The 17,424-nt window shown below is 65.1% G+C and carries 17 protein-coding genes; 6 read left to right on the plus strand and 11 right to left on the minus strand.

From position 1 onward, the window contains the following. Positions 1-53: 53 nt before the first annotated feature. Both MSP7336_RS08060 and MSP7336_RS08065 read left to right on the plus strand, forming a co-directional pair. Positions 54-770, plus strand: a complete 717-nt coding sequence (locus tag MSP7336_RS08060) for an acetoacetate decarboxylase family protein (RefSeq protein WP_113963452.1) — start codon at positions 54-56, stop codon at positions 768-770. Then, positions 767-1,990 carry a cytochrome P450 gene (locus tag MSP7336_RS08065; RefSeq protein WP_069394819.1) on the plus strand — a complete coding sequence of 408 codons (1,224 nt, stop codon included), beginning with the start codon at positions 767-769 and terminating at the stop codon, positions 1,988-1,990. The genes MSP7336_RS08060 and MSP7336_RS08065 overlap by 4 nt, the downstream gene beginning before the upstream one ends. A gap of 63 nt (positions 1,991-2,053) precedes the next feature. On the opposite strand, the gene MSP7336_RS08070 is transcribed toward MSP7336_RS08065, so the two are convergent. After that, on the minus strand, positions 2,054-2,854 hold the full coding sequence (locus tag MSP7336_RS08070; protein WP_113963453.1) for a crotonase/enoyl-CoA hydratase family protein: 801 nt from the start codon (positions 2,852-2,854) through the stop codon (positions 2,054-2,056). Positions 2,855-2,922: 68 nt separating this feature from the next. Here MSP7336_RS08070 and MSP7336_RS08075 point away from each other — a divergent pair, with 68 nt between their 5' ends. Further along, positions 2,923-4,560 (plus strand): acyl-CoA synthetase, encoded by a 1,638-nt coding sequence (locus MSP7336_RS08075; RefSeq protein WP_069394821.1) that lies wholly within the window; start codon positions 2,923-2,925, stop codon positions 4,558-4,560. On the opposite strand, the gene MSP7336_RS08080 is transcribed toward MSP7336_RS08075, so the two are convergent. Beyond that, positions 4,547-5,149 carry a TetR/AcrR family transcriptional regulator gene (locus tag MSP7336_RS08080; protein ID WP_069394822.1) on the minus strand — a complete coding sequence of 201 codons (603 nt, stop codon included), beginning with the start codon at positions 5,147-5,149 and terminating at the stop codon, positions 4,547-4,549. The two genes, MSP7336_RS08075 and MSP7336_RS08080, sit on opposite strands and share 14 nt — an antisense overlap. Before the next feature lie 71 nt (positions 5,150-5,220). Here MSP7336_RS08080 and MSP7336_RS08085 point away from each other — a divergent pair, with 71 nt between their 5' ends. Both MSP7336_RS08085 and MSP7336_RS08090 read left to right on the plus strand, forming a co-directional pair. After that, positions 5,221-6,381 carry a spirocyclase AveC family protein gene (locus MSP7336_RS08085; RefSeq protein ID WP_113963454.1) on the plus strand — a complete coding sequence of 387 codons (1,161 nt, stop codon included), beginning with the start codon at positions 5,221-5,223 and terminating at the stop codon, positions 6,379-6,381. A gap of 57 nt (positions 6,382-6,438) precedes the next feature. Continuing rightward, complete coding sequence (locus MSP7336_RS08090) at positions 6,439-7,989, plus strand: acetolactate synthase large subunit (RefSeq protein WP_113963455.1); 1,551 nt, start codon at positions 6,439-6,441, stop codon at positions 7,987-7,989. Between the two features lie 4 nt (positions 7,990-7,993). On the opposite strand, the gene MSP7336_RS08095 is transcribed toward MSP7336_RS08090, so the two are convergent. From MSP7336_RS08095 to MSP7336_RS08130, 8 genes are read right to left on the minus strand one after another with little or no spacing between them, the layout of a single operon-like run. Next, positions 7,994-8,839, minus strand: coding sequence for a TauD/TfdA dioxygenase family protein (locus MSP7336_RS08095; RefSeq protein ID WP_113963456.1), 846 nt, complete (start codon positions 8,837-8,839; stop codon positions 7,994-7,996). Next, positions 8,836-9,171: a hypothetical protein gene (locus MSP7336_RS08100; protein ID WP_069394826.1), complete on the minus strand. Its 336-nt coding sequence runs from the start codon at positions 9,169-9,171 to the stop codon at positions 8,836-8,838. The genes MSP7336_RS08095 and MSP7336_RS08100 overlap by 4 nt, the downstream gene beginning before the upstream one ends. After that, positions 9,164-10,435: an aromatic ring-hydroxylating oxygenase subunit alpha gene (locus MSP7336_RS08105; protein WP_113963457.1), complete on the minus strand. Its 1,272-nt coding sequence runs from the start codon at positions 10,433-10,435 to the stop codon at positions 9,164-9,166. Before MSP7336_RS08105 ends, MSP7336_RS08100 begins: the two co-directional genes overlap by 8 nt. A 12-nt stretch (positions 10,436-10,447) precedes the next feature. After that, a complete protein-coding gene (locus MSP7336_RS08110; protein ID WP_113963458.1) occupies positions 10,448-11,194 on the minus strand; it encodes an SDR family NAD(P)-dependent oxidoreductase in 747 nt (248 codons plus the stop codon). Further along, a complete protein-coding gene (locus MSP7336_RS08115; protein ID WP_069394829.1) occupies positions 11,191-11,649 on the minus strand; it encodes a MarR family winged helix-turn-helix transcriptional regulator in 459 nt (152 codons plus the stop codon). Before MSP7336_RS08115 ends, MSP7336_RS08110 begins: the two co-directional genes overlap by 4 nt. Positions 11,650-11,657: 8 nt before the next feature. Next, positions 11,658-12,896, minus strand: a complete 1,239-nt coding sequence (locus tag MSP7336_RS08120; protein WP_069394830.1) for a metal-dependent hydrolase family protein — start codon at positions 12,894-12,896, stop codon at positions 11,658-11,660. Then, positions 12,893-13,222, minus strand: coding sequence for a hypothetical protein (locus MSP7336_RS08125; protein WP_113963459.1), 330 nt, complete (start codon positions 13,220-13,222; stop codon positions 12,893-12,895). Before MSP7336_RS08125 ends, MSP7336_RS08120 begins: the two co-directional genes overlap by 4 nt. Then, positions 13,219-14,487: an aromatic ring-hydroxylating oxygenase subunit alpha gene (locus MSP7336_RS08130; protein ID WP_113963460.1), complete on the minus strand. Its 1,269-nt coding sequence runs from the start codon at positions 14,485-14,487 to the stop codon at positions 13,219-13,221. Before MSP7336_RS08130 ends, MSP7336_RS08125 begins: the two co-directional genes overlap by 4 nt. 92 nt (positions 14,488-14,579) lie before the next feature. Here MSP7336_RS08130 and MSP7336_RS08135 point away from each other — a divergent pair, with 92 nt between their 5' ends. Next, positions 14,580-16,034, plus strand: a complete 1,455-nt coding sequence (locus MSP7336_RS08135; protein WP_069394833.1) for an aldehyde dehydrogenase — start codon at positions 14,580-14,582, stop codon at positions 16,032-16,034. On the opposite strand, the gene MSP7336_RS08140 is transcribed toward MSP7336_RS08135, so the two are convergent. Further along, positions 15,989-17,422, minus strand: coding sequence for a flavin-containing monooxygenase (locus MSP7336_RS08140; protein ID WP_372507664.1), 1,434 nt, complete (start codon positions 17,420-17,422; stop codon positions 15,989-15,991). The genes MSP7336_RS08135 and MSP7336_RS08140 overlap by 46 nt on opposite strands. Between the last annotated feature and the right edge of the window lie 2 nt (positions 17,423-17,424).

Genomic DNA, 17,424 nt, shown 5'->3' on the forward strand with positions numbered 1-17,424 from the left:
GGGGGTGTAGCGGGGTATTGCCGGACGGATAGAACACGTTCTAGATTGACCGGATGACAGCCTCGCAGTACACCATCGCGGGCACCGTGCTGACCATGCCGGTGCAGGTTCGCAAAGCGACCCAGCACATGGCCATGTTCTCGGTGGACGCCGACGCCGCCCAACGCATGATCGACTACAGCGGCCTGCAGGTGGCCCGCGTTCTGCCCGGCCGGGCTGTGGTGTCGCTGATACTTGCCCACTTCATCGACTGCGACCTCGGCACCTACCACGAGCTGAGCACCGTGGTGCAGGTCAACCCGCCCGGCTCCAACGCATCTGGTCTTCGCGCCCTGCAGTCCGCCTTTGTCCATCACATGCTGGTCGACCAGGCCTTCACCCTCGAGGCGGGACGAACGATTTGGGGTTTCCCGAAGGTGATGGCTGAGTTCAATATTCGAGAGGCGGGTCGCTTCGGCTTCGATGTGCACGCCGACGGTCAGCTGCTGGTCGACATGGAGTTTCGCCGCGGCCTGCCGGTTCCGTCGCTGCTGACCTCCCGCGAGCAGCAGCTGCGCTCGTATGCCCACCGTGATGGTCACACGCTGGACACGGCGTTCACGATGTCTACCGCGGGTTCGCGCTATCGGCCCGGCGGTGTGCGGCTGCGACTCGGTGATCACCCTTATGCCAAGGAGCTGGCGGCGCTCGGCTTGCCCAAGCGGGCGATGCTGTCGAGTTCTGCGGTCAACGCGCAGATGTCATTCGGCGACGCGCAGGAGATCTCATGACGTCGACCATCCCCGAGACGATCGTCAACATCGATTTGACCGACGGCACCTTCTACGCTGACGGCCCGCGTGCTCGCGCGGCGTATCGCTGGATGCGCGCCAACCAACCGGTGTTTCGGGACCGCAATGGTCTGGCCGCCGCGGCGACTTACCAGGCCATCATCGACGCCGAGCGTAATCCGGAGCTGTTTTCGTCCACCGGCGGGATTCGTCCCGATCAGCCCGGCATGCCGTACATGATCGACATGGACGATCCCGCGCATCTGGTGCGGCGCAAGCTCGTCAATGCCGGGTTTACCCGCAAGCGGGTCCGTGAGCGGGAGCCGTCGATCGCGCGACTGTGCGACACGCTGATCGACGCGGTCTGTGAGCGCGGCGAGTGCGACTTCGTCCGGGACATCGCCGCGCCGCTGCCGATGGCGGTGATCGGCGACATGCTGGGCGTGCTGCCCGAAGACCGCGCGATGCTGCTCAAGTGGTCCGACGACCTGGTGACCGGGCTGAGCTCACACCTGGAACCGACGTCGGCCGAATTCCAGGCGGTGATGGACGCGTTCGCCGCCTACACCGAGTTCACCATGGGAATCATCACCAAGCGTCGCGCCGAGCCCACCGACGACCTGTTTTCGATACTGGTCAACGCCGAAGTCGAGGGTCAGCGGATGTCGGATGACGAGATCGTCTTCGAGACGCTGCTGATCCTGATCGGCGGCGACGAGACCACCCGTCACACGCTGTCCGGTGGCACCGAGCAGCTGCTGCGCAATCGCGACCAGTGGGATCAGCTGGTGGCCGACCCGTCGCTGTTACCGGGCGCCATCGAGGAGATGCTGCGATGGACGTCGCCGGTGAAGAACATGTGCCGCACCTTGACCGCCGACACCGAATTTCACGGCACCAAGCTTCGCCAGGGCGAGAAGATGATGCTGCTGTTCGAGTCGGCGAACTTCGACGAGTCGGTGTTCGACAACCCTGAGCAGTTCGACATACGTCGAGACCCCAACAGCCACTTGGCTTTCGGCTTCGGAACGCACTTTTGTCTGGGCAACCAGCTGGCGCGTCTGGAACTTTCGCTGATGACGTCGCGGGTTTTGGCGCGGCTACCGGATCTGCGGCTGGCCTCCGAGGGCGCGTTGCCGTTGCGGCCGGCGAACTTCGTCAGCGGCCTGGAGTCGATGCCGGTGGTCTTCACGCCCACGGCTCCGGTGGGCCGAGCGTGAAACCAGCCGCACGCTCGCGTTCGAGCGTGCGGCCTGCCGCACGCTCGGCGGGATGCGGGGCCGTCAGCGGCCGCGGAAAACCGGTGTGCGCTTCTCCTTGAAGGCCAGCGGGCCTTCCTTGGCGTCCTCGGAGAGGAACACCTTGATGCCGAGCTGGGTGTCGACCTTGAACGCCTCGTTCTCGGGCATGCCCTCGGTGTCGCGGATCGCCCGCAGAATCGCCTGCACCGCCAGCGGGCCGTTGTTCGAGATGACCTCCGCGATCTCCAGCGCTTTGGTCAGTGCCTGCCCGTCGGGAACGACGTAGCCGATCAGGCCGATCTCTTTGGCCTCGGCCGCGGTGATGTGCCGGCCGGTCAGCAACAGGTCGCAGGCCACCGTGTACGGGATCTGGCGCACCAGCCGCACCGCCGAACCGCCCATCGGGTACAGGCTCCAGCGGGCCTCCGAGATGCCGAACTTGGCGCTCTGGCCGGCCACCCGGATGTCGGTGCCCTGCAGGATCTCGGTGCCGCCGGCGATGGCCGGGCCCTCCACGGCGGCGATCAGCGGCTTGGTCAACCGCCGGCCCTTGAGCAGGGCATCGATGCGCGACGGGTCATAGCTGCCGTCCTTGAACGACTCACCCGGCGGCTTGGCGGTGGCCGCCTTGAGGTCCATGCCCGAGCAGAAGTAGCCGCCGGCGCCGGTCAGAATGCAGCACCGGATGTCGGGATCGTTGTCGACGCGGTCCCAGGCCTCGACCATGATTTGCATCATTTCCCCGCTCAGTGCGTTGCGGGCGGCCGGACGGTTCAATGTGACGATGAGGGTGTGTCCGCGCTGCTCAACAAGGGCGTCGGCTTCTTTTTCCGATTCGCTCACCGGTGTCCGCCTTCCTGACTGTCGGGCCCGAACTTGTCAAGAAATGTAACACGTTCTAATTTGGGTCCGTGGCCCTGAATATCGCCGACCTAGCTGAGCATGCCATCGATGCCGTGCCGGACCGCGTCGCCCTGATCTGCGGGGACGACCAGCTCACGTACGCGCAACTGGAAGACAAGGCCAACCGCCTTGCGCACTACCTGATCGACCAGGGCGTCAAGAAGGACGACAAGGTCGGCCTGTACTGCCGCAACCGCAACGAGATCGTCATCGCGATGCTCGGCATCGTCAAGGCGGGCGCCATCTTGGTCAACGTCAACTACCGCTACGTCGAGAGCGAACTGCGCTACCTGTTCGACAACTCCGACATGGTCGCGCTGGTGCACGAACGTCAGTACGCCGACCGTGTGGCCAACGTGTTGCCCGATACTCCCGACGTCAAGACGATCCTGGTGGTCGAGGACGGCTCGGATGCCGACTACCAACGTTACGGCGGCGTCGAGTTCTACTCCGCGCTGGAACAGGCGTCCCCGGAACGCGATTTCGGTGAACGCAGCGCCGACGACATCTACCTGCTCTACACCGGCGGCACCACCGGTTTCCCGAAGGGTGTGATGTGGCGTCACGAGGACATCTACCGGGTGCTGTTCGGCGGAACTGACTTCGCGACAGGCGAATTCGTCAAGGACGAGTACGACTTGGCGAAAGCCGCCGCCGCCAATCCGCCGATGGTCCGCTACCCGATCCCGCCGATGATCCACGGCGCCACCCAGTCGGCCACCTGGATGTCGCTGTTCTCGGGTCAAACCACCGTGCTGGCACCGGAATTCAACGCCGAAGAGGTGTGGCGCACGGTCCACAAGCACAAGGTGAACCTGCTGTTCTTCACCGGTGATGCGATGGCCCGGCCGCTGCTCGACGCGCTGCAGAAGAACAACGATTACGACCTGTCGTCGCTGTTCCTGCTGGCCAGCACCGCGGCGTTGTTCTCGCCGAGCATCAAAGAGAAGCTGCTCGAACTGCTGCCCAACCGGGTCATCACGGACTCCATCGGATCGTCGGAGACCGGCTTCGGCGGCACCAGCATCGTTGCCAAGGACGCTCCGCACACCGGGGGCCCGCGAGTGACCATCGACCATCGCACCGTCGTTCTCGACGAGGACGGCAACGAGGTCAAGCCCGGTTCGGGTGTGCGCGGTCTGATTGCCAAGAAGGGCAACATCCCGATCGGCTACTACAAGGACGAGAAGAAGACTGCCGAGACTTTCCGCACCATCAACGGTGTCCGCTACGCCATCCCCGGCGACTACGCCCAAGTCGAAGCCGACGGCACGGTGACCATGCTGGGCCGCGGTTCGGTGTCGATCAACAGCGGCGGGGAAAAGATCTATCCCGAAGAGGTCGAGGGCGCGCTCAAGGCGCACGCCGATGTCTTCGACGCGCTGGTTGTCGGAGTGCCTGACGAGCGGTACGGCCAGTGTGTGGCCGCCGTGGTGCAGCCGCGGCCGGGAACACGTCCTACGCTTGCCGAGCTCGACCGGTTCGTGCGCAGTGAGATCGCGGGATACAAAGTGCCCCGGGCGCTTTGGTATGTCGACGAGGTCAAGCGCTCACCGGCCGGAAAACCCGACTATCGGTGGGCCAAGGAGCAGACCGAGGCCCGGCCGGCCGACGACAGGCACGCCAACCACGTCAGGGCAGTTTGATCGCCGACACGTACATCTCCACCATCGGCCGGTAGAGATCGACGTCATCGAGCTGACTGCCCAGCACAACGGAATCACTGGTGGCGACGAGCACTTGAGCGAAAGTCAATGGGGGGATCAGCAAGGCTCCGCCGAGCCGGTCGATGCCCTCGACGATGAATTTACTCAGCGCCTCGACGACCTCTGATCTCTTGGCGGCCACCCGCTGCCGGGCGTCGGGGTTGCGGAGTAGGTAAAGGGTGAACTCGTGTCCCAGCGCGGCGTGCTCGGCGCCGCGATCCCGGCTCAGTTGGCGCCAGCGCTCGGCTATCTCGTCGAGCTCTCGCGCCCCGATCTGTTTAGCGCTCGACATCACCTCGGCGAAATTGTCGAAGTAACGGCGCCAATATCGGTCACTCACCGCCAAGAAAAGGTCCTCTTTGGTGGCGAAGTGCTTGTAGATAGCGCCCTTCGTATATCCGGCGGCGTAAGCGATGTCGTCGAGAGTCGCTGTAGTAAAGCCCTTTTCGGCGAACACGTCCTCTGCGGCATCAAGCAGAAGTGAACGGGTGTGCTCGAGGCGTCGCTCGCGCGTCCAACGCTCCACCATGCCGACAAGTCTTCCACAGAATCTGAGAAACCTGTTGGTTACGCAGATACTCATTGGTATATTGCCGCGTCATGAGCGATCTGTCGAGCAGGAACAAGGCCGTGTCGGTGACCGAGCCCCCGGGTGAAACCACCGACCTGGGTGGGCAGGTTCGTCCGGTCAAGATCTGGGCGACGGTAGGCGGCGCCCTATTGGCGCTTCAGCTGTACGTGTGGATGCGCTGGATCACCGGACCCTATTTCGAAAGGGTGCCCAGCGGACCGAGTGAACCGCCGATGTACATGAAAGTGCCGCTCGTGGCGAACGCCGTCGTTCTTTGGGTCGGCCTGCCGTTCGCCATTTGGTGGTTCTTCATCAGGCCTTGGCGGCGCGAGCGGCGAATCACGTTGGACGGCATGCTTGTTCTGTCGATGGGGCTGATGTTCTTCCAAGATCCGCTACTCAACTACTTCAACACCTGGTGCACCTACAACACCTGGCTGTTCAACCGGGGCGCTTGGACATCGCACATCCCGGATTGGGTGTCGCCCGAGGCACCAGGTCATCAGGTGGCCGAACCGTTGCTGACAAATGTGCCGGGATACGCCTACGGAGTCCTGCTGATCACCATCGTCGAATGTTGGGTCATGCGAAAGATCAAGGCGCGCTGGCCCAACATCAGCAATCTTCGCCTGATCGCCACTATCTACGGCATCGCATTCCTTTTCGACTTCGTCATGGAAGGCCTAATTCTGCTGCCGATCGGTTTCTACACCTACCCCGGAGCCATCCGGTCCGTGTCAATGAATGCCGGCACCTACTACCAATGGCCCGTTTACGAAGGACTGATGTGGGGCGCAGTGCAGACGGGGCTGTGCTGCTTGCGGTACTTCACCGATGATCGCGGCCGCACGATCGTCGAGCGCGGGCTGAACCACGTTCGAGGCGGGTTCGCGAGGCAGCAGTTCATCCGCTTTTTGGCGATCTTCGCCGGGGTCAGCGCGTGCTTCTTTTTCCTCTACATGGTCCCCGCGCAATGGATCGGCATGCATGCCGACCCGTGGCCGCAAGACCATCAGAAGCGCTCGTATTTCAACGGCGGCATCTGCGGTGACGGGACCGACAAGCCGTGCCCGGATCCCGCCCTGCCATTACCGACTAAACGCTCCGGATACGTCAATGTCGACGGCCAGCTGGTGATGCCCGAGGGCGTTGACGTTCCGCCCGTCGTGCCCTTCCAGCGCGGAAATTGAGACGCTGACCAACAATCAGCCCCCATTCGCGCGGAACGCATCTGAAAGACTGCACCTATGAATGGTGCTCATGCCCTGATCGACTCCCTGGTCGACGGCGGCGTCGACGTGTGCTTCGCCAATCCCGGAACATCCGAGATGCATTTCGTGGCGGCACTGGACGCCGTCCCCGGGATGCGTGGCGTGCTCGCGCTGTTCGAGGGAGTCGCCACCGGTGCGGCGGACGGCTACGCGCGCATCGCCGACCGACCCGCGGCGGTGCTGCTGCACCTCGGCCCGGGGCTGGGCAACGGACTGGCCAACCTGCACAACGCGCGGCGTGCCCGGGTGCCGATGGTGGTGGTCGTCGGCGATCACGCCACCTATCACAAGAAGTACGACGCGCCGCTGGAATCCGACATCGAGGCGGTGGCCGGCAGCGTGTCGGGCTGGTTGCGGCGATCCGACGGCGATATCGCGGCGGACGCCGCCGAGGCCATCGCCGCAAGCCGAAGCGGGGGGCAGGTCGCCACACTGATTCTGCCGGCGGACATTTCGTGGACCGACGGTGCACCGCCCGGCCAATCGGCCCCGGCCGAGCCGACGACCTCGACCGTCGACCCGGATGCGGTCGAGCTGACGGCCAAGCTGCTGCGCTCCGGCGAACCCACGGTGATCCTGGTCGGCGGCGACGCCACCCGGGCCAAGGGGCTGGCAGCGGCCGCCCGGGTCGCAACCGGCTGCGGTGCCCGCACGTTCTGCGAGACATTCCCGGCCCGGCTGGAGCGCGGCGCCGGCCTGCCCGCCGTCGAGCGGCTTGCATACTTCGCCGAGGCGGTCGCCGCGCAGCTGGAAGGCGCCAGACATCTGATCCTGGCCGGGGCGGCGTCGCCGGTCTCGTTTTTCGCCTACCCCGGCAAGCCCAGCGACCTGGTTCCCGACGGCTGCCAGGTACACGTGCTCGCCGGTCACGCCGGTGCGGCCGACGCCCTGTCAGCGCTGGCCGACCTGGCGGCGCCCGATACCGCTGCGCCACTTACCGCGCCGTCACGCCCGCAACTGCCGACCGGTGCGCTGACCGCAGTCTCCGCGGCCGATGTGATCGGTGCGCTGCTGCCGCAACGGGCGATCGTCGTCGACGAGTCCAACACCTCGAGTCTGCCGCTGGCGGCCGCCACCGCCGGCGCGCCGGCACACGATTGGTTGACGTTGACCGGCGGGGCGATCGGCTACGGAATTCCCGCTGCGGTGGGTGCGGCGGTCGCCGCTCCGGATCGACCGGTGCTCTGCCTGGAGTCGGACGGATCGGCGATGTACACCATCTCGGGGCTGTGGACCCAGGCGCGGGAAAGCCTCGATGTCACCACCGTCATCTACAACAACGGCGCCTATGACATCCTGCGCATCGAGCTGCAGCGGGTCGGCGCCCAGGGCGCGCCAGGGCCCAAAGCCCGGCAGCTGCTTGACTTGACCGCTCCGAGACTGGATTTCGTCAAAATCGCCGAGGGAATGGGAGTGCCCGCCCGGCGAGTGAGTACCGCCGAAGAGTTCGCCGACGCGCTGCAGGCGGCTTTCGCCGAGCCCGGACCACATCTCGTTGAAGCGATGGTGCCGTCCCTGCTGGGCTGACGGTCTACTTGATCGGCTCGTCACCAAGTACAGTGGTGCGCAGCATTTCTCGCGGCGAGTCGAGGTCGTAGGGCGCAGCGCGATGCAGCACGCCGCGGTTGTCCCAGATCACGGTGTCGCCGACGGACCAGTGGTGGCGGTAGACCTTGTCGGGGGTGGTGGCGCGGTCGAGCAGCTCGGCGAGCAGCGCGCGGCCCTCGTCGAGGTCCATGCCCACGACGTGGTCGGCCGACGCACCGAGCACCAGCGACTTGCGGCCGTTGGTGTGGGTCCACACCAACGGATGCTCATGGGTGCGCCGTGCCCGCCACCTCGCCACCTGTTCGGGAGAGGGATCGGGTGTGACGCGCCGCTGCGAAGCTTCCAGCGAGTGAACGACTTTCAGCGTCGCATAGCGCCGCTTTTCCTCGTCGCTCAACGCGTCATAGGCGGCATAGGAGTTGGCGAATTCGGTCTCGCCGCCGCGTTCGGCGACGCGCACCGCCGAGAGCACGGTGGCCTTCTGCGGGCACTCGTCGCCGACCGGGGTGCAGCCGTCGATGTGCCAGTCGAAGGTCGCCCGCAGGTACGCGGCCGAGGCATTCTTGGTCACGTCCAGGGTGATCGGGTAGATACCCGCCACCGGATGATGACCGTCGGAAGAGTGGTCCACTTCACCGAGTCGACGGCAAAAGGCCACCTGCGCTTCGGGATCCAGGTGTAGCCCGGGAAAGACGAGTACGCCGTGTTCTTCCAGCGCATCGAGCACCGCCTGGCCGAGCGTGTCGTCGGCGGCCAGCAGATCGGGATCGACACCGTCGACCTCGGCGCCCACCGAGGCGGTGAGCTTGTTGATGGCGAGCAGACTCACGGCACCGGCTCGCTGATTCGCGTCATGACGGCGTCGGCCGCGTCGGTGGGTCTTATCTGGTGCATGACCTCCACCGACATGGCGACCATGATCAGTGAGTAGATGAGGTGCAGCAGATGCAGGGCGTCGTCGGGCAGGTCGTCCAGCGGGAACTTGTCGCAGTACTCGATGGCCTCTTCCAGTCGGGGAAAGAAGGCGTCGTAAAACTCGCGCAGCTGGCTCATGCTGCTGGCCATCCGCCGATCCCAGCGCTCGGCTTCGGTTGGCAGGCACCATGTTTGCGCGAAGGGCTCGAGTTCGGCGAAGGCGCTGGGCAACAGCGGCTCAGACATGTCCGGCTCCTAGCGGTGCGTGTTCGCGCTGGTATTCGGCGACCCAGTCGCCAACCGCCTTGTGCAGATGGCGGACCAGGATCTCCTGGTCGCCCAGCGGGAACTCGTCGACGACGCCGGTTTCCAGCGCGGCCTGGGTGCCGCCCAACATGCCCGCGTCTTGCAGCGCGAATTCCTTCAACACCACCGCGGCGACCTCGTGTTCGATGCGTTCGCGGACGCTGCGCGCCGGGGAGAAGTAGGTATACGCCTCGAACCGGTGGGTGTTGTGTGAGGTCGGCCAGTACCGGTACAGCAGGTACCAACCGCCGTAGATGAGGATCTCGAGGTTGGGGAAGACCTGGAAGTTGCTGATCCCCCAGGGCTCGATGCCACCCGGGTTGAGCCCGGCCGGCAACTCACCCAGATCGGGAGTCCGCCACGGCCCGACAAGCCCGCTGTGCGTCGCCCGTTCGATCGGATACATGTACTGAGGTGCCAGCAACCACCGGCGCGTCCCGGCCGTGCACACCAGGCGATGCGGCCCGTCGATCTGGAAGTGCGCGCACTCGAACCCGGCGTCCGGATCGCGCACCTCGGGCGGGACCTGCTGGGGATGCAGCGAGGGCACGTGGTAATACTCCTGGAACGCGTCGGCGAAAATCTTCCAGTTGCTGTTGTTGTCGGCGACCCACTCGTAGCGCTCGGTGAGCTTGTCGAACGGATAGCCGTCCAACCCGGTGATCATCGGCCCGAGAAACTCCCGGAGGGTTTGGCGCGGTTCGGTGTCGAAGTTGACGAAGATGAAGCCGTTCCAGATGTCGCAGTGCACCGGACGCAGGCTGTAGGAGTCGGTATCGAGATCGAAGAACTCGCCGGGCTGCTGCACGAACGTCAATGCACCGTCCAAGTCGTAGCGCCAGCCGTGATATTTGCAGGTGAACTGTCGGCACACCCCTTTGGTCTCCCGATCCGGAAAGTCGTTCCACACCAGCTTGTTTCCGCGGTGCCGGCAGATATTGTGAAAGGCGCGGACCGTGTCGTCTTTACCTTTGACCACGATGATCGAAGTGCCGGCCGCCGCGATGTCCTTGGTGAAGTAGCTGCCAACACGCGGAACGTCTTCGATGCGGCCGACGTTGAGCCAGGCGCGTTTGAAGATTGCCTCGCGTTCGGCCGCGTAGAACTCCGGTGATGTGGAGTCGCGGAACGACACTGGTCCCGTGCCAAGCTCGGGATAGTGGTCGGTCCAGCTGCCCTCTTCCGGTTTAGGCCATCGCGCCATGCGAACCTCCTCTCACATCACTGCTCCGCCGTTGACGCCGAGCACCTGCCCGGTGATGAAGCCGGCCTCCTCGGAGCACAAGAAGCCGACGGCAGCGGCGATATCGGCACCGGTGCCGAGGTGACCCAAAGGGATACGTCGTGCCATCGCCTCGCTGGACGGCAGATGCCCCGCGGCCTGCGACTGGTGTTGCATCGGGGTTTCGATGCCCGACGGTGGGATGTTGTTGACTGTGATACCGGCCGATGCATATTCGTGCGCCAGCGATTTCGTCAGTGTGATCACTGCGCCTTTCGATGCGGCGTAGTGGGCCATGCCGGGAGAGCCGCGTTGCGCGCTGGACGACGAGATCATCACGATGCGTCCCCAGCGTGCGGCCACCATGTCCGGCAGGGCCACCTGGCAGCAGTGAAATGTGCCGGTGAGATTGACGTCGATGATCCGCTGCCATGAGTCGACGGTTATTTCGCCGAATGGCGAAAAGTCCACCTGACCGGCGCTGGTCACCAAAATGCCGACCGGGCCGAGTTCGCTGCGGACCTTGGCGAACGCCTCTTCGACCACCGGCCGGTCGGTGACATCCACCTCAGCCGCGAGTGCCGCCACGCCGTCAGCGCGAAGCTCATCGCAAACCCGTTGGGCCGCTGTGCCGTTGATGTCGAGCACGGCGACCTTGTGGCCCCGGCGGCCGAGCTCATGACAGGTCGCCTCACCCATGCCAGACGCCCCGCCGGTCACCACCGCCACCCTTGCCGTCATTGGATGCCTCCCGGGTGATCGGTGAAAAGCTTGTTGCCGGTGCCCTGTTCGACCACCCGGGCCAACAGGTCATGCAACAGCTGCTGCTCGTCGGGGTCCAAGACGCCGAACACCCGCTCATGGGCGGCCAGCGCGTCGGCGAGGACGGCGGAGACCACGGCCCGGCCCTGTTCGGTGAGATAGGTCTGCAGGATCCGGCCATGTTGCGGATCCTGCTTACGCTCGACGAGGCCCCGGCGCTCGAGTGCAGTGATCGCCAGCTGCACTCCCTGTGGGCTGATCAGCAGCCGACGGGCCAACTCGGCGCCGGAAAGGCCTGGCTCATTGGACAATTGCCGCATCAGACCGATCTGTGCGGTGGTCACGTTGTGGCTGCTGATCGCGTCGTTGACGGTCTTCAGCGAGAAGTGGAAGGCCTGCTTGAGCAGCCACAGAATGTTGTCAGTGAGTTCCATGCAGTGTCCTACGCGCGTTTGTAAACGTGACCGCCTTTCATCACGAACGGTACGTTCAAGGTGGCGGCGACGTCGCGGGACGGGTCACCGGGCACCGCGATGATGTCGGCGAGATAGCCGGCCGCCAGCCGGCCGAGCTCATGGTCGGCTTCGATGAGTTCGGCACTGGTCACGGTGGCCGCCCGAATCGCCTGCATCGGCGTCATGCCGCGATCGACCAGCGCACACAGTTCCCTGGCGTTCTGGCCGTGCGGGATCGCCGGCGCATCGGTGCCGCACGCGATCCGCACGCCGGCGGCGATTGCCTTGGGCAGCATGGCTTTCGCCTGCGGGAACACCTCGGCGGCCTTCTTGCGCAGCTCGGGTGCGACGCGGTCTACCGCCAGCGCCTCGGTGAGATATGTGGTCGACACCAGGAAGGTCCCGTGGTCGACCATCATCTGGATGGTTTCGTCGGTGGCCAAAAATCCGTGTTCGATGCAGTCGATTCCGGCCTTGATGCAGGCCCGGATGGCAGTGTCGCCGATCGCGTGAGCGGCGACCCGGATCCCGGCGCGGTGGGCTTCGTCGGCGATCGCGGCGAACTCTTCGTCGGAGTACTGCTGCGAGCCCGGCGAGGTGCTGTGCGACATCACACCGCCGGAGGCCGACACCTTGATCACCTTGGCGCCGTGGCGGATCTGGTAGCGCACGCAGGCTCGCACATCGGGTACGCCGTTGGCGATGCCTTCGGCCACCGACAGCGGCATGATGCCCGGCGCCAGCCGTTGAAACACGGTCGGATCCAGATGTCCGCCGTAGGGCGTGACGGCATGCCCGGCCGGCACCACCCGGGGACCGGGGTGCCAGCCCGCCTCGATCGCGCGCTGCAGCGCCACATCCAGCAGATAGCCGCCGGTCTTGACCATCAACCCGAGGTTGCGCACCGTGGTGAACCCGGCGTCCAGTGTGGTGCGGGCGTTGACCGCGCCGCGCAGGGTGCGGTAGGCCGGATCGTCCTGCACACCGTGCATCGGCGACGGCAGCCCCTCCGGGCCGCCGGGTCCGCCGATGAGCAGGTTGAGTTCCATGTCCATCAGCCCAGGCAGCAGCGTCACATCGCCGAGGTCGATCTCTGTCGCTGAGTCCGGCGGCAATTGACGAGGATTGACCGCGGTGATGCGGTCGCCGTCAACGACGACCACCGCCGGGGAACGCACCTGCCCCGCGTCGACATCCGCCCAGCGGGCGGCCCGCAGCACGATCACGGCACGGGTTCGCTGACGCAATCCAGTGTCGACGCACCCGAGTCCGGGACGCGAGGCTGCTTCCAGCATTCGACCGGAAACGACACCATGATCATCGAGTACAGCAGGTGCATCAGGTTCATCACGTCGTCGGGCAGATCGTCGAGGCTGAACTTGTCGCAGTAGGCCAGGGCATCCTCCGCGCGGGGCGTGACGGCGTCGTAGAACTCCTGCATCTGTGCCATCGTGCTGTTGAGCCGCTTGTGGTAGCGCTGCGGTTCACTCGGCAGACACCACTCGGAAAACCGCTCCAGATCGGCGAATTCGGGAGGCAATTTAGTCGTCATGACACCCCCACCGCGTTGCGCCGGTACTCGTCGACCCACGCCGCCGTCTCGCGGTGCAGATGCCGGATCAGCACCTCTTGATCGTTGAGCAGAAAGTCGCCGACGGCGCCGGACTCGATCATCGACTGCGTCGCCTCCAGGGTGTTGGCGTCCTGCAGACCGAACTCTTTGAAGGTGACCGCCGCAAGCTCCTGGGCGACCCGCTCACGCGGGGTGCGCGGCGGTGGGAAATACAAGGTGCCCTCGAAGACGTGGCTGTTGTGTGACGTCGGCCAGTAGTGGTAGGTCAGATACCAGCCCTGCCCCCAGATCAGGATCACGAAATTGGGGAACAGCTGAAACGAATCCAGCCCCCACGGGTCACAGTTGGCCGGGTTGACACCGGCCGGCAGCGGTCCCAGATCCGGGCTGTCCCACGGGCCGAAAAGCCCACTGCGACAGATCTCGTCAATCGGCTTGCGCAGGTCGGCGTCCAGCTCCCAGGCCCGCACACCCGAGGTGCTGACCAGCCGGTGCGGACCGTCGATCCGGTAGTGCGGCGCCTCGAAACCCGCCTCCGCCGCCGCCTTGGAGTACTTGGACGGCGACTGGTTCGCGTGCAACACCGGAGCGTGATAAAACTCCTGGAACGCATCCAAATACAGCTTCCAGTTCGCCTTGACCTCCGAGCGGTAGCTCCAGCGTGAGGTCATCGATGCGAACGGATAGCCCTCCAGTGCCAAGATCATCGGACCCAGAAAGTCGCGCAGTGACTGCTCGGGCTCGGCGGCGAAGTTGACGAAGATGAACCCTTCCCACACCTCGCAATGCACGCCGGCCAGTCCGTAGCGGTTCTTGTCGAGGTTGAAGAACTCGTTTTCCTGTGGAACGTGGATCAGGTTGCCGTCCAGGTCGTAGCGCCAGGCGTGGTACTTGCACCGGAATTGCCGGCAAAAGCCGCTGGTTTCGGCCAGCGGCATGTCGTTCCAGACCAGCTTGTTGCCGCGGTGCCGGCAGATGTTGTGGAACGCCTTGACCTCGCCGTCGGTGGTGCGCACCACCACAATCGAGGTGTTGACAACTTTCAGCTCCTTGGTGAAGTAGCTGCCGTTGCGCGGAAGTTGTTCGGTGCGACCGACATTCAGCCACACCCGGTTGAAGATTGCTGCCCGCTCCAGCTCGTAGAACTCCGGTGAGATGGAGTCTTCGTAGGACACCGGCCCGATGCCCAGTTCGGGGTAATGCTGTGTCCAGCTGCCTTCCGGCGGCTTGGGGAAACGAGGCATGCCTACTCCTGTTGCTCACCACCCGCAGCGCTGACCGTATATGCTCAACCCCGCAATCGCAAGTAGTTGATATTCCTCTCGAGGAGGCTGGTGTGCGGCGACACGACGCGTTATTCATCGGCGGGACATGGTCGGCGCCTACGGGCAGCGAGGTCATCGAAGTGATCTCGCCGGCCACCGAGGCACCCATCGCGCAGGTGGCCGCCGCGGGCCCGGCCGATGTCGACGCGGCAGTCGCAGCGGCCCGAACGGCGTTCGACGAGGGGCCGTGGCCCCGGCTCGATCCGGCTGAGCGCATTGCGGCGCTGCGACGACTCGTCGAGAGCTACGGCCCGCGGCGCTCCGAGATGGCCGAGCTCATCACCGCCGAGATCGGCGCGCCGATCAGCTTCGCCCAGCGCGCCCAGGTCGGCCTGCCGTGGATGATGATGACCGCCTTCTGTGATCTGGCCGAAAGCCTGCCGTGGCAAGAGATTCGGCCCGGCCGCTACGGCGCCGATATTCACGTGCGCCGCGAACCGGTCGGGGTGGTCGCGGCGATCGTGCCGTGGAACATGCCGCAGTTCTTGATCGTCACCAAGCTGGTGCCGGCGCTGCTGGCCGGTTGTTGCGTGGTGGTCAAGCCGGCACCGGAATCACCCCTGGACGCGCTGCTGCTCGCCGAAATGATCGAACAACTCGACCTGCCACCCGGCGTGGTCAGCGTGCTTCCGGGCGGCGCTGATGTCGGCGCGTACCTGGTCGGTCATCCGGATGTGGACAAGGTGTCGTTCACCGGATCCACCGCCGCGGGCCAACGGGTGGCGCAGGCCTGCGCCGCGGGCCTGAAGCGGGTGAGCCTGGAGCTGGGCGGCAAATCCGCAGCGATCGTCCTGTCCGATGCCGATCCGGGCACGGTCGCGGGGGGAATTCGCTCCGCCAGCTTGTCCAACAGTGGGCAGATCTGTAACGCGCTGACCCGAGTCCTGGTGCCCCTCAAGCGAAGTCACGAGTTCGTCGACGCCCTGGCCGCCGAGATGGAAGCACTTGTGGTGGGAGATCCGACCGAGCCCGCGACCCAGGTCGGTCCGCTGGTGGCGCGGCGCCAACAACAGCGGGTGATCGGCTACATCGAGACCGGACAGCAAGAAGGTGCCCGTCTGGTCACCGGCGGCACCGGTATGCCGGCCGGCGTCGAACGCGGCTGGTACGTGGCGCCGACACTGTTCGCCGACGTCGACAACGGCATGCGGATCGCCCGGGAAGAGATCTTCGGCCCGGTGCTCACCGTCATCGACTACCGCGACGAGGACGACGCCGTACGGATGGCCAACGACTCCGATTATGGTCTGGCCGGGTCGGTTTGGACCGCTGACGCCGAACGGGGGATAAAGCTCGCCGAGCAGATCCGCACCGGCACCTTCGGGGTCAACCAGGGATACACGATGGACCCGTATGCCCCCTTTGGCGGCGTCAAATCCAGTGGCTATGGCCGGGAATTAGGTCGCGAGGGGATCGAGAGCTACCTGGACACCAAGTCGATATCGGTCGCGGTGCCGAACTCGTAGTTGTCGATGTTCGGCTTGGCGAGCATGGCCCGGTGCCGGGCGGGGGTGAACGGCCACACGCCCGGTAAGCCGTTCTTGTCCAGATACCAGCTGTCACAGCCGGCGGTCCACACGGTGTTGGGCATCGCGGCCGCCACCGAGGCGTTGTAAGAGTCCGTTGCCTCGGCCTTGGGTTCGATCGTGTCGAATTCGCCGCGCTGCCAGCGACGTATCCACCCCACGATGTGCTCGGCTTGCGATTCGGCGACCGACGTCAGTGGGACGTTGCCGACCGGGCTGTGCGGGCCGAGCAGCATGAAGAAATTCGGAAACCCCGGTATCGCCACGGTTTCGAAAGCGTGCGGCCCGTCACGCCAGGCGTCATCGAGGCGAAGGCCGTCGCGGCCGATGACTTGCATGGGCCGCATGTACGCGTGCGCGTCGAATCCCGTTGCCAGCACGATGACGTCGACGTCATGGCGGACGCCGTCGTCGGTGACGATGCCGCGGTGCTCGACGTGGTCGATGGGCGCGGTGACGAGCTCGACGTCATCGCGCTGGATCGCTCGATAGAACCCGCCCGATATGACCAGTCGTTTGCACATCGGCGTATAACTCGGAGTCAGCGCCTTGCGCAGCGCAGGATCGCGCACCGTGCGCAGATTCGCCCGGCATGCCGCGGCGACCCATCGTCGGCGCCAGTCGTCTTGCACCAATCCGCCCGCGAAGAAGTCGAATGCGGCCTGGTAGCCGCGGTAGGCGATCTTGTCCAGCGCACGAAACACTCGGTGCGAGGCGTGTGTCAGCCGCGGATAGCGCGGGTTGGGCAGCGGCAGCACCCACTGCGCCGTGCGCTGAAACAGAACGACTTTGGCTGCCTTGCCGGCGAGCCCGCAGACCAGCTGCACTCCCGTCGACCCCGTCCCGACCACGGCGACCCGCCGATCGCGCACCTCGACACCATGGTCCCAACGCGCCGAGTGAAACGCCGAACCGGAGAAGTCGTCCAATCCGGGAATGTTCGGATATTTCGGGTGATGCAACACCCCCGCCGCCGATATCAAGAAGTCGACCCGGCGCTTTTCGCCTCGGCTGGTCTGCACCAACCAGCGTCGGCCGTCGAACTGTGCGTCGACGACTTCGGTACCGAAGCGGATGCGTTCTGATACCCCGTACCGCTTCACCACGTCGGTGAAGTACGCCTGTATCTCGTGGCCGGGCGAGAAGTACCGGCTCCAGTCCGGTTTGATGGCAAACGTGAACTGGTACAGCCGCGACGGCACGTCGCACGTCAGGCCAGGATAGGTGTTTTCTCGCCAGGTCCCGCCGACCTCGTGCGCCTTTTCATAAACCGTGATGTCATCGACGCCGGCCCGCTGCAGGGTGATCGCAGCACACAGACCCGACATGC

The organism is Mycobacterium shimoidei (genome assembly GCF_900417275.1).
Classification (GTDB): Bacteria; Actinomycetota; Actinomycetes; order Mycobacteriales; family Mycobacteriaceae; genus Mycobacterium; species Mycobacterium shimoidei.

Coding starts and splice junctions, on each gene's coding strand:
- MSP7336_RS08060 (WP_113963452.1), top strand. CDS start 54: ATGACAGCCTCGCAGTACACCATCGCGGGCACCGTGCTGACCATGCCG.
- MSP7336_RS08065 (WP_069394819.1), top strand. CDS start 767: ATGACGTCGACCATCCCCGAGACGATCGTCAACATCGATTTGACCGAC.
- MSP7336_RS08080 (WP_069394822.1), bottom strand. CDS start 5,149: ATGGTGGAGCGTTGGACGCGCGAGCGACGCCTCGAGCACACCCGTTCA.
- MSP7336_RS08085 (WP_113963454.1), top strand. CDS start 5,221: ATGAGCGATCTGTCGAGCAGGAACAAGGCCGTGTCGGTGACCGAGCCC.
- MSP7336_RS08090 (WP_113963455.1), top strand. CDS start 6,439: ATGAATGGTGCTCATGCCCTGATCGACTCCCTGGTCGACGGCGGCGTC.
- MSP7336_RS08100 (WP_069394826.1), bottom strand. CDS start 9,171: ATGTCTGAGCCGCTGTTGCCCAGCGCCTTCGCCGAACTCGAGCCCTTC.
- MSP7336_RS08105 (WP_113963457.1), bottom strand. CDS start 10,435: ATGGCGCGATGGCCTAAACCGGAAGAGGGCAGCTGGACCGACCACTAT.
- MSP7336_RS08110 (WP_113963458.1), bottom strand. CDS start 11,194: ATGACGGCAAGGGTGGCGGTGGTGACCGGCGGGGCGTCTGGCATGGGT.
- MSP7336_RS08115 (WP_069394829.1), bottom strand. CDS start 11,649: ATGGAACTCACTGACAACATTCTGTGGCTGCTCAAGCAGGCCTTCCAC.
- MSP7336_RS08125 (WP_113963459.1), bottom strand. CDS start 13,222: ATGACGACTAAATTGCCTCCCGAATTCGCCGATCTGGAGCGGTTTTCC.
- MSP7336_RS08130 (WP_113963460.1), bottom strand. CDS start 14,487: ATGCCTCGTTTCCCCAAGCCGCCGGAAGGCAGCTGGACACAGCATTAC.
- MSP7336_RS08140 (WP_372507664.1), bottom strand. CDS start 17,422: ATGTCGGGTCTGTGTGCTGCGATCACCCTGCAGCGGGCCGGCGTCGAT.